Here is an 11164-nt window from a genome sequence, read left to right on the forward strand (position 1 = left end):
ATCTCACCGTGAAAACCCCTTAAACCAATGATTTTAATGGGAAATAGATTTTATCTAGTGTGTTAACGGATGTTTCGGCGGCTACCCGCCTGCCGCGCGCCGTCCCTTACTGCACGAGCAAATGAGAGGCTCGGTCCTGAATCCAGGGCAGGCCTGAAAAACTCTTCGGCCTCACCCTGCAAGCTGTATTCGCGAACGAGCTTCCTAACCGATTTCGTGATTGGCGTAACGTCGCTGGATGTCACCCATCTCGGATCACCAGCGGCTTCTTGAAACGGAAACGTGACCGCCTTGGGTATCGGGCCGCCGAGGATGCGCCTACCCCAGGATGTGCCGGGCCTAGCGCCCCAGCATCCACTGCCCGTTCGGGGTGAAGGCATGGAAGGCGAAGGCGAAGACGACCTCGTGCGGGACCGGGCGTCCGTCGGTGCCGTAGACGCGGATCGCGCCGACGTCCCTGCCCTGCGCGATCCGGCCCGTGTCCAGCGCCGAGGCCATGCCGGCGCGCCACTCCAGGCGCAGGCCGGCCACCTCGATCACCGGGCTCGCCTGGAACCGCGACAGCGGCCAGGCGCGGTCGCCGACGCGGACCACGCGGGCCAGCGGCGGGATGCCGTGCGGCGGATCCTCGCCCGAGTAAAGGAACGGCTTCGCGGCGCCGTCGTAGCCGACATAGGGATTGCTGCCGTAGCGGCGGGCGGCGCCGGGCTGCTGCATCACGTTGCCGGCGTTGCGCGCGGCGAACGCCGACACCGGCTCGGTCCAGCTGACCAGCTGGGTCAGGGTGGTGCCGGTGAGCCGGCCGACGATCGCCTCGCCGGTGAACTGCTGCCACCAGCTTTCGGTCTGGCGGTCGTACATCACCAGGCCGGAATGGCGCAGCAGCCCGGAGACGCCGAACGTCAGCACCATGCCGGCGGCGCGGCGGTCGAACACCAGCGCCGAGTTGCACAGCGGGCAGTAGGTGACCGCGACGGGCACGCCGCCGATCGCATCGTTCACGATCTCGTGCCACATCAGGTAGCGCATCGGGTAGGCGCGCTCGGGCTGGCCGTCGAGGGCGACGGTGACCACCGGCTCGCGCGCGTCCAGGCCGGTGGCGGCGCCGAATCGCGCGCCGTCGAGCGCCGGGATGCCGTCGCGCGGCACGCCGCCCGAGCGGATCTCGGACAGCGGCACGGCGGCGCGCGAGAAATCCGTGTTCGGCCATTGCTGGTTCAGGAAATTCGTCTGCGCGGCGGCGGGCAGGGCCAGGGCGGCGGCGGCAGTGGTCAGCAGGGTGCGGCGGCGCATGATCTCCTCCGGGTCGGGTTCCGGGGAAGTGTGCGCCGGGGCGGGCGGGGCCGGAAGCGGCCCTCACCCGGTGTTGAGCGCGCGCGAGGCTACTCGTCGGAGGCGATGCGCACGTCGGTCATGTAGTCCGGCTCGGTCACCGCGCCGGACTGGCCGCGGCCGCGGCGGATCTGGTCGACAACCTCCATGCCATCGGTGACGCGGCCGACGACGGTGTACTGGCCGTTCAGGAAATCGCCCGGCGCGAACATGATGAAGAACTGCGAGTTCGCCGAATCCGGATCCTGCGCGCGGGCCATGCCGACCACGCCGCGCTCGAACGGCTGGTCCGAGAATTCGGCCGGCAGGTCCGGCAGGTCCGAGCCGCCGGTGCCGGCGCGGCCTTCGCCGAACTTCTCGCGCGTGGCGAACTCGACGTCGCCGGTCTGCGCCATGAAGCCGTCGATCACCCGGTGGAACGCCACGTCGTCGTAGGCGCCCGAGCGGGCCAGCGTCTTGATCCGCTCGACGTGCTGCGGCGCGATGTCGGGCAGCAGCTCGATCGTGATCGTGCCGTTGGCCTCGCCGGCGACATCGATCAACAGGGTGTTCTCGGCATCCTGGGCGATGGCGGGGGCGGCGAACGCGGCCAGTGCCGCGGCGGCCGCCCCGAGGAAGGCGCGCCGGATCATGCCGCGACGTCCGCGGCGACGCGCACGGTGATCATGCGGTCGGGGCTTGCGGGCGGCTCGCCCTTGGTGATGGCGTCGACATGCTCCATGCCCGAGACCACCCGGCCGAAGTTGGTGTACTGGCCGTTCAGGAAATGGCCCTCGTCGAACATGATGAAGAACTGCGAGTTGGCCGAGTCCGGGTCGTTCGAGCGCGCCATGCCCAGCGCGCCGCGGTCGAACGGCACCTTGGAGAACTCGGCCGGCAGGTCGGGCAGCGACGAGCCGCCGGTGCCGGCGCGGCGCGGGTTGTAGTCCTTTTCCATGTTGGCGTTGGCGACGTCGCCGGTCTGCGCCATGAAGCCGTCGATGACGCGGTGGAAGGCGACGTTGTCGTACTGGCCGTCGCGGGCCAGCTGCTTGACGCGCTCGACATGCCTGGGGGCGACGTCGGGCAGCAGCTCCAGCACCACCTCGCCGTCCTTCAGCGTGATGATCAGCGTGTTCTCGGGATCCTTGATGTCGGCCAAGGGAGCCTCCTTCTGCAATGGTCGCGGGGTCAGGCGAATTTCGCCGTCAGCGCCTTCGCGACCGGTTCCGTGACGAACGGGCGGATATCGCCGCCCAGGCGGGCGATCTCCTTCACCAGGCGCGAGGCGACGGCCTGGTGGTGGGCGTCGGCCATCAGGAACACGGTCTCGATGGTGTCGTCGAGGGCGCGGTTCATGCCGACCATCTGGAATTCGTACTCGAAGTCGCTGACCGCGCGCAGGCCGCGGATGATGACGCTGGCGCCGACCTCGCGGGCGCAGTCGATCAGCAGGGTCTCGAACGGGTAGGCGACGATCTCGATGCCGCAGCGCGCGGCGATCGGCGCGGCCTCGGCCTCGATCATCTCGACGCGTTCCTCGAGGGTGAACAGCGGGCCCTTGTCGCGGTTGATCGCGACGCCGATCACCAACCGGTCGACCAGCGTGCAGGCGCGTTCGATGATGTCGAGGTGACCGACCGTCAGCGGGTCGAAGGTGCCGGGGTAAAGTCCTGTCCGCATCTGCCTGTCCCTGCGCCGTTCCTGACCCGGTACACGATCCGGTGGGGTTGCGGCGCAAAGCACCCGATAGCGGCGCCCGCGTCAAGCCCCTTGGGCGCGCATCGGCGGGGGCGCGGCCGGCGCCGGGATCGTGGTCGGGGGTCAGCCGTGGCCGACGATCATGTCGGTGAGGGCGGTGTTCTCGGCCTCGACCTCGTCTATGCGGTGCTTGACCGCGTCGCCGATCGAGACCACGCCGATCATCTGCCCGTCCTCGACCACCGGCACATGGCGGAAGCGGCCCCTGGTCATCTTCTCGAGCACCTGCACCGCCGAGTCGGCGGGGCTGGCGGTGATCACCTTGGTGGTCATCAGGTCCGAGACCCGCTCCTCCATGATGCCGATGCCGCGGGCGCCCAGCTCGCGCACGATGTCGCGCTCGGAGATCATGCCGTCGAGGCTCTGGCCGTCCTTTGAGACGATCAGCGCGCCGATGCGCTTTTCGGACAGCAGCTTCGCCGCCTCGTGCACCATCGCATCTGGGGTGATCGTCAGGATCTTGTCGATGGCCTTGGTCTTCAGAATCTGGCGCACTGTCATGAAAGCCTCCCGCAGTTCCTTGCGCCAGCGTCCTCTCGGCATATCGTTCTGTCAAGAACGCAGGCCGGCAGGGCGTGACGATGGCCCCGATCCGCGTGCGCGGGGCCACGCGCGACCCGCGCACGGCGGCTGCAGCGGCTCAGGCCGCCTCCAGCCGGGTGACCTCGGCGCGGAAGCGGGCGGCGAGCGCGTCGGCAAAGCGGTTCAGCCGCGCCACCCGGCGGTCGTCGGCGTGGCGGATCAGGTAGAAGCTGCGCGCCAGCGAGATCTGCTCGGGCAGCACCCGCACCACGCCCGGCGCGAACGGCAGCGTGAAGTCGTGCACGATCCCCAGCCCCGCCCCCTCGCGAACGAAGGACAGCTGCACCGCCACCGAGTTCGAGGCGATCGTCGGCCGCGTCACCCCCAGCTCGGCCAGGTAGTCGAGCTCGCGGTCGAAGATCATGTCGGGGATGTAGCCGACCACCGGGTGGCCCTTCAGATCGGCCTTGCCGCGGATCGGCGCGGCGCGGTCCAGATAGCTTTGCGCCGCGGTCAGGTGCAGCTTGTAGTCGGCCAGCCGCTGCACCGTCAGCCGCCCGGCGGCGGGCCGCGAGACCGCGATCGCCATGTCGGCCTCGCGCTTGGACAGGTTGAAGACGCGGGGCAGCGCGACGATCTGCACCTCCAGCCCCGGATGCTCGGCATGGATCGCGGCGCAGACCTGCGGCAGCAGGTAGGTGGCGCAGCCGTCCGGTGCGCCGATGCGGACCGTGCCGCTGAGCCGGTCCGAGGCGTCGAGCCCCGGCGACAGCGCGCCGCGCATCGCCTCCTCCACGGTCTGGGCGTGCTCCAGCAGGCGCTGGCCGGGCTCGGTCAGCACATAGCCCTGCGGCGACTTGACGAACAGCGCCGCGGCCAGCGCCTCCTCCAGCCGGGCGATGCGGCGGCCGACCGTGGCCGGGTCCAGCCGCAGCGCCTTGGCGGCGCGGGTCAGGCTTTCGGCGCGGGCGACGGCAAGGAAGATACGCAGGTCGTCCCAGTTCGGCTGCGCCATCCGCACCCCCATTTCCGCAAAACGCTTTTGGGACATTGCCTCTGTCATCGGCATTTCCGCAAGACTAACCTGTGCGCAGACAGACACAGGGAGGATCTGCGATGGAAGAGCTTTACCATTTCATCGACGGCAAGCGCGTCAAGGGCACCTCGGGCCGGTTCGCGGACGTCTTCAACCCCGCCACCGGCGAGGTGCAGGCCCGGGTGCCGCTGGCCTCGACCGAGGAGATGGCCGCCGCCGTCGCCGGCGCCCGGGCCGCGCAGCCGGCCTGGGCCGCGACCAACCCGCAGCGCCGCGCCCGCGTGCTGATGAAGTTCGTCGGCCTGCTGCACCGCGACATGGACAAGCTGGCCGAGGCGCTGAGCCGCGAGCACGGCAAGACCATCCCCGACGCCAAGGGCGACGTGATCCGCGGGCTGGAGGTGGCCGAGTTCTGCATCGGCGCGCCGCATCTGCTGAAGGGCGAGTTCACCGACGGCGCCGGCCCCGGCATCGACATGTACTCGCTGCGGCAGCCGATCGGCATCGCCGCGGGCATCACCCCGTTCAACTTCCCGGCGATGATCCCGATGTGGAAGTTCTGCCCGGCGATCGCCGCCGGCAACGCCTTCATCCTGAAGCCGTCCGAGCGCGATCCGTCGGTGCCGCTGATGCTGGCCGAACTGATGCAGGAGGCGGGGCTGCCCGACGGCATCCTGCAGGTGGTCAACGGCGACAAGGAAGCGGTGGACGCGATCCTCGACCACGAGGACATCGGCGCCATCGGCTTCGTCGGCTCGACGCCGATCGCCGAGTACATCTATGGCCGCGGCTGTTCCAACGGCAAGCGCGTGCAGTGCTTCGGCGGCGCCAAGAACCACATGATCATCATGCCCGACGCCGACATGGACCAGGCGGTCGACGCGCTGGTCGGCGCCGGCTACGGCGCCGCCGGCGAGCGCTGCATGGCAATCTCGGTCGCGGTTCCCGTGGGCCAGGACACCGCCGACCGGCTGATCGAGAAGCTGGCGCCGCGGGTCGAGGCGCTGAAGATCGCACCCTATACCGGCGGCGACGACGTCGACTTCGGCCCGCTGGTCACCGCCGAGGCGAAGAAGCGCGTGCTGGGTCTGGTCGACCGCGGTGTCGAGCAGGGCGCGAAGCTGGTGGTCGACGGGCGGAACTTCAGCATGCAGGGCTACGAGAACGGCTTTTTCGTCGGCGCCTGCCTGTTCGACAACGTCACCCGCGACATGGACATCTACCGGCAGGAGATCTTCGGCCCGGTGCTGTCCACGGTGCGCGCCGACAGCTACGAGGACGCGCTGGGGCTGGCGATGGACCACGAATACGGCAACGGCACCGCGATCTTCACCCGCGACGGCGACGCCGCGCGCGACTTCGCCAGCCGGATCAACATCGGCATGGTGGGCATCAACGTGCCGATCCCGGTGCCGCTGGCCTACCACACCTTCGGCGGCTGGAAGAAGTCGGGTTTCGGCGATCTGAACCAGCACGGGCCGGACGCGTTCCGGTTCTACACCCGCACCAAGACCGTCACCGCGCGCTGGCCGAGCGGGATCAAGGACGGCGGCGAGTTCCACTTCAAGCCGATGGACTGACGCCGGCGCCGGAGCCCCGCCCTGCCGGGGCGGAGTTCCGGCGGAAAGCCGGGCCTTCGGCGCCCCCGTGCCCCCGCACCCCGGCGCCTTCGCGGGGGCGCGGCCATTCCGGACCGGCGGCATGGAACCGCTCGCAACAGCAGACGTTGCCCGCATGGGGACTCCGGCATGAACACGCATGAAGGCGCGCTTACCGACGTCGTCGAGGAGCTCGAGAAAGCCTCCGAAGGCGGGGACGCGGACACGGTCGAGGTCGGCCACCTGATCGACGCGCTCGACCATCGCGGCTACGGCCCGGCGCTGGCGGTGCTGCCGCTGATCGAGCTCACGCCGATCGGCGGCATTCCGGGCTTTCCGACGCTGCTTGCGCTGACCCTCGGCATCATCACCGTGCGCCTGCTGATGGGGTACCAGCATTTCTGGGCGCCGGCATGGCTGCGCCGGCGCAGGCTCGGGTCGCGCCGCGTGCTCAAGTCGGTGCGGTGGCTGAAGCCGCTGTCGCTGCGGATCGACGGCAAGCTGCACGCGCGCCTGTCGCGTTTTGCCGGACCGGCGGCGCGGCGCGCGGCCGGGATCGTGATCCTGGGCCTGCTGCTCACCGTCCCGCCGCTGGAGCTGGTGCCCTTCGCCACCTCCGGGCCGATGATCGTCGTCGCGGTCTTCGGCCTCGGCCTGCTCTACCGCGACGGTCTGCTGATGCTGCTGGGGTTCGTCGGCGCGGCGATCGCGGTCGGCGGCGGGCTCTGGGCGCTGTTCGGCTCCGGCGGCGGCCCGGGCTGACGCCAGCGCCCGCGGCGGCGTACGAGGATGCACGAGGATGTGCGTGATCCGCGCGCCGCGTGCGCCTATACTGCGCCCCATGACACGCATCGCCCCCCTTGCCGCGCTGCTGGCGCTGCTGCTGACCGCCGCCCCGCCGGCCCCGGCCACCGCCGAGGAGCGCCGGATCGACTCGCCCCGTTTCCCGGTGTTCGGCGAGAGCGCCGAGCGCGAGGCGTTCTTCGCCGGCCGCGCCGCCGAGCGGCAGCAGGCGCTGGAGCAGGTGCAGGCCCGGCGCCGGGCCGAGGCCGAGGCGCGCAGCGCCGCCGCCACCGCCGCCGCCGCCGCCACCGACCAGTCGGCCGCCGCCTATGACGGCTATGTCGGCTACCCGGTGCGCGACTACACCCGCGCGCCGCGCTGCCGCTGGCTGCCGGTCACCGGCGTCGACCGGCGCGGGTATCTGCGCACCCCGCGGCGCGGCGGCGAAGGCGGCGGCGACGGCCCCGGCTTCGCCTTCCCGCGCGAGCGGGTGCTGGTCTGCCGCACCGGCCCGTTCCGGCCGCCGCCGATCGTCGTCGCGCCGCTGCCGCGGCCGCCGGTGCTGCAGGCGCGACCGCCGCTGCGCGGCTATGGCCGGCCCGGATTCGACCTGAATTTCCCGCGCTACTAGGTGCCGGCCCGCGCCGGGCTTGCCTGTCCCCGCCCCGCGCCCTAGCGTTCCGGAAAAGCGCCGGGGAGACGCCATGGATTTCAGCCTGAACGAGGACAGCCGGGCGGTGTTCGACATGGCGCACGCCTTCGGGCAGGAGCGCATCGCGCCGCACGCGCTGGAATGGGACGCCACCTGCACCCTGCCCCGCGAGTTCCTGGCCGAGGCCGGCGCGCTGGGCCTGGGCGGGATCCATGTCCCCGAGGAGCTGGGCGGCGGCGGGCTGTCGCGGCTGGACACCACGCTGGTGTTCGAGGCGCTGTCGATGGCGTGCCCGTCGGTGGCGGCGTTCATCTCGATCCACAACATGTGCACGGGCATGCTGGCCACCCTGGGCACGGCGCAGGCGCGCGACCGCTGGCTGGCGCCGCTGCTGCGGCTGGAGGCGGTGGCGGCGTACTGCCTGACCGAGCCGGGCTCGGGCTCGGACGCGGCGGCGCTGCGCACCCGGGCCGAACCGGCGGACGACGGCTGGCGGGTGACCGGGACCAAGGCTTTCATCTCGGGCGGCGGCTATGCCGATCTTTACGTGGTGATGTGCCGCACCGGCGGGCCGGGACCGCGCGGGATCAGCGCGCTGCTGATCCCCGACGGCACCGAGGGGCTGAGCTTCGGCGCGCAGGAGCGCAAGATGGGCTGGCGCGCGCAGCCCACGGCGCAGGTGCAGATGGACGGCTGCCCGGTCCCCGCCGCGGCGCTGCTGGGCGAGCAGGGCCGCGGCTTTGCCTACGCGATGCAGGGGCTGGACGGCGGCCGGCTGAACATCGCCGCCTGCGCGCTGGGCGCGGCGCAGGCGGCGCTGGACGCGGCCCTGGCCTACGCCGGCGAGCGCCACGCCTTCGGCGCCACGCTGAACCGGCTGCAGTCGGTGCAGTTCAAGCTGGCCGACATGGAGACCGAGCTGCAGGCCGCGCGGGTGTTCCTGCGCCAGGCGGCATGGGCCTACGACACCGGCGCGCCCGACACCACCAAGCGTTGCGCCATGGCCAAGCGCTTTGTCACCGACGCCGCCTTCCGGGTCGCCAACGAGGCGCTGCAGATCCACGGCGGCTACGGCTATCTGGCCGACTACGGCATCGAGAAGATCGTCCGCGACCTGCGCGTGCACCAGATCCTGGAAGGCAGCAACGAGATCATGCGGCTGATCACCGCCCGCGCGATGCTGGCGGAGCGCGGCGGATGAGCGGGATCCGCGTCCGCACCGAGGGCCGCGCCGGGCGCCTGACGCTGGACCGGCCGCAGGCGCTGAATGCGCTGACCTGGGACATGGTGCGCGCGATCGGCGCGGCGCTCGACCGCTGGGCGGACGATCCGGCGGTGGCGCTGGTGCTGATCGACGCCGCCGGCGAGCGGGCGTTCTGTGCCGGCGGCGATCTGGCCGAGATGTACCGCACCGCCCGGGCCGGCGATTACGACTACGGCCGGCGCTTCTGGGCCGACGAATACCGGATGAACGCGCGCATCGCCGCCTATCCCAAGCCGGTGGTGGCGCTGATGCAGGGCTTCGTGATGGGCGGCGGCGTCGGCATCGGCTGCCATGCCGGGCACCGGGTGGCGGGCGAGGATACGCGGGTGGCGATGCCGGAATGCGCCGTCGGGCTGGTGCCCGACGTCGGCGGCTCGTGGCTGCTGGCGCGGGCGCCGGGACGGCTGGGCGAGTACCTGGGGATGACCGGCACGCGGATGGGCCCGGCCGACGCCATCGCCTGCGGCTTCGCCGACCGGTTCGTGCCGCGCGCGGCCTGGCCGGAGCTGGCCGCGGCGCTGTGCGCCGGCGGCGACGTCGCCGCCATCGGCGCGCTGGCGCAGCCGCCCGGGCCGGCGCCGCTGCTGGCGGAGCGGGCGCGGATCGACCGGCTGTTCGGGCTCGACACCGCCGCCGCCATCGCCGAGGCCGCCGCCGCCGAGGGCTGGGCCGGGGCGGCGGCGGCGCTGGCGGGAAACTCGCCGCTGTCGGTGTGCTGCGCGCTGGCGCTGGTACGCGGCGCGCGCCGCGTCGACACCCTGCCCGAGGCGCTGGGACTGGAGTACCGTTTCACCGCGCGCTCGGCCGAGCACGGCGATTTCGTCGAGGGCATCCGCGCGGCGATCATCGACAAGGACCGGCGGCCGCGCTGGCGCCACCGCGCGCTGGCCGAGGTGAGCGAGGCCGACATCGCCGCGATGCTGGCCCCGGTCGACGGCGCGCCGGATTTCGCGGTCTAGAAGGGAGAGCCTGATGGAAATCGGTTTTATCGGACTGGGCAACATGGGCGCGCCCATGGCCCGCAACCTGGCCGCGGCCGGGCACAAGGTGCACGGCTACGACGTGACCGGGATCGAGGTCGAGCATGTGACCCCCGCCACCACCGCCGCCGAGGCCGCCGCCACCCGCGCGGTGGTGGTCACGATGCTGCCCGACGGCGAGGTGCTGCGCCGCGTCGCCGGCGAGATCATCCCGTTCATGGACGACGACGCGGTGTTCCTGGACTGCTCGACCGTGGACGTCGCCACCGCCCGCGCGGTGGCCGAGGATGCTGTGACGGCCGGGTTGCGCGCGGTCGACGCGCCGGTCTCGGGCGGCATCGCCGGCGCCGAGGCCGGAACGCTGACCTTCATGGCCGGCGGCACCGAGGACGGCTATGCCGCGGCGCTGCCGCTGTTCGAGATCATGGGCGGCAGGTCGGTGCACTGCGGCCCGTCGGGCGCCGGCCAGGCCGCGAAGATCTGCAACAACCTGATCCTCGGGGTGTCGATGATCGGCGTGTGCGAGGCGTTCGCGCTGGCCGAGAAGCTGGAGCTGGACCCGCAGAAGGTGTTCGACGTGGTCTCGACCTCGTCCGGATCGTGCTGGGCGGTCAACAGCTATTGCCCGGTGCCCGGCGTCGGCCCGAAATCGCCCGCCGACAACGACTACCAGCCGGGGTTCGCGGCCGAACTGATGCTGAAGGACCTGCGGCTGGCGCAGGCCGCGGCGGCGCAGGTCCACGCCGAGACGCCGCTGGGCGCGCAGGCCGTCCGGCTGTACCAGGCGTTCGTCGAGGACCAGGGCCGCGGCCGCGACTTCTCGGCGATGCTGCCGTGGCTGGCCGGGCGCGACCGCACCGGCTGAGCGCGGCGCCGGCGGGGCCGGACGCAGGACCGGGCCGGGCCTGACGATCCTCAACCCCGACGCGCCGGCCGCGCCGGTCGAGCGGGTCGCGGCGACAGCCACGACGCGGGGTTCCGGCGCTGAGGGGCCGCCGCAGAAGACGACGACCTGCGACCGGAAGAATCGAAAACGGGCCGCGCCTGGCCGGCGCGGCCCGCTCAGGCCGCCATACGGGCGGCGCGGGTCAGCTGTCCTGCACGTAGGAGGTCAGAACCTCGATCAGGCGCCCTTCGACGATGTCGTCCTTGTGCACGCCCACGAACACCGCCGCGAACGCGACCGCCACGAACAGCAGTGCCGTGATCTTGTCGCCCGAGTCCTGCTTGCGCGCCCTGCTGATACCTGCCATCTGA

13 protein-coding genes are annotated in these 11164 nt (G+C 71.6%); 6 read left to right on the forward strand and 7 right to left on the reverse strand.

What is annotated here, in order from left to right; genetic code table 11:
* Positions 1-339: 339 nt before the first annotated feature.
* The 6 genes from GE300_RS10205 to GE300_RS10230 all read right to left on the reverse strand — a co-directional run bounded on the left by GE300_RS10205 (position 340) and on the right by GE300_RS10230 (position 4657).
* On the reverse strand, positions 340-1293 hold the full coding sequence (locus GE300_RS10205) for a DUF3179 domain-containing protein (protein WP_154446458.1): 954 nt from the start codon (positions 1291-1293) through the stop codon (positions 340-342).
* An 89-nt stretch (positions 1294-1382) separates the two neighbouring features.
* Positions 1383-1964 carry a peptidylprolyl isomerase gene (locus GE300_RS10210; RefSeq protein ID WP_154446459.1) on the reverse strand — a complete coding sequence of 194 codons (582 nt, stop codon included), beginning with the start codon at positions 1962-1964 and terminating at the stop codon, positions 1383-1385.
* Complete coding sequence (locus GE300_RS10215) at positions 1961-2473, reverse strand: peptidylprolyl isomerase (RefSeq protein WP_154446460.1); 513 nt, start codon at positions 2471-2473, stop codon at positions 1961-1963. Before GE300_RS10215 ends, GE300_RS10210 begins: the two co-directional genes overlap by 4 nt.
* A gap of 29 nt (positions 2474-2502) precedes the next feature.
* Complete coding sequence (gene coaD / locus GE300_RS10220) at positions 2503-2994, reverse strand: pantetheine-phosphate adenylyltransferase (RefSeq protein WP_154446461.1); 492 nt, start codon at positions 2992-2994, stop codon at positions 2503-2505.
* A gap of 141 nt (positions 2995-3135) precedes the next feature.
* Positions 3136-3573, reverse strand: a complete 438-nt coding sequence (locus GE300_RS10225) for a CBS domain-containing protein (RefSeq protein WP_154446462.1) — start codon at positions 3571-3573, stop codon at positions 3136-3138.
* 139 nt (positions 3574-3712) lie between these two features.
* A complete protein-coding gene (locus GE300_RS10230) occupies positions 3713-4657 on the reverse strand; it encodes a LysR family transcriptional regulator (protein WP_233416919.1) in 945 nt (314 codons plus the stop codon).
* A gap of 53 nt (positions 4658-4710) precedes the next feature.
* On the opposite strand from GE300_RS10230, the gene GE300_RS10235 reads away from it, so the two are divergent.
* The 6 genes from GE300_RS10235 (at position 4711) to mmsB (ending at position 10772) form a co-directional block, all read left to right on the forward strand.
* A complete protein-coding gene (locus GE300_RS10235; RefSeq protein WP_154446464.1) occupies positions 4711-6210 on the forward strand; it encodes a CoA-acylating methylmalonate-semialdehyde dehydrogenase in 1500 nt (499 codons plus the stop codon).
* Between the two features lie 168 nt (positions 6211-6378).
* Entirely contained in the window at positions 6379-6990 is a 612-nt protein-coding gene (locus GE300_RS10240; RefSeq protein ID WP_154446465.1) for an exopolysaccharide biosynthesis protein, read from the forward strand.
* Positions 6991-7069: 79 nt separating this feature from the next.
* A complete protein-coding gene (locus tag GE300_RS10245) occupies positions 7070-7642 on the forward strand; it encodes a hypothetical protein (protein WP_154446466.1) in 573 nt (190 codons plus the stop codon).
* A 73-nt stretch (positions 7643-7715) separates the two neighbouring features.
* On the forward strand, positions 7716-8864 hold the full coding sequence (locus tag GE300_RS10250; protein WP_154446467.1) for an acyl-CoA dehydrogenase family protein: 1149 nt from the start codon (positions 7716-7718) through the stop codon (positions 8862-8864).
* Positions 8861-9886 carry an enoyl-CoA hydratase/isomerase family protein gene (locus GE300_RS10255; protein WP_154446468.1) on the forward strand — a complete coding sequence of 342 codons (1026 nt, stop codon included), beginning with the start codon at positions 8861-8863 and terminating at the stop codon, positions 9884-9886. The genes GE300_RS10250 and GE300_RS10255 overlap by 4 nt, the downstream gene beginning before the upstream one ends.
* A gap of 13 nt (positions 9887-9899) precedes the next feature.
* Complete coding sequence (mmsB, locus tag GE300_RS10260) at positions 9900-10772, forward strand: 3-hydroxyisobutyrate dehydrogenase (RefSeq protein ID WP_154446469.1); 873 nt, start codon at positions 9900-9902, stop codon at positions 10770-10772.
* Between the two features lie 223 nt (positions 10773-10995).
* Here the strand turns inward: mmsB and GE300_RS10265 are convergent, their stop codons facing one another.
* The gene (locus GE300_RS10265) at positions 10996-11160 is read right to left on the reverse strand and encodes a hypothetical protein (RefSeq protein ID WP_154446470.1); all 165 of its coding nucleotides are present in this window, start codon (positions 11158-11160) and stop codon (positions 10996-10998) included.
* Between the last annotated feature and the right edge of the window lie 4 nt (positions 11161-11164).

The sequence above is a fragment of the Halovulum marinum genome (assembly GCF_009697225.1).
In the GTDB taxonomy this organism is placed as follows: Bacteria; Pseudomonadota; Alphaproteobacteria; order Rhodobacterales; family Rhodobacteraceae; genus Halovulum; species Halovulum marinum.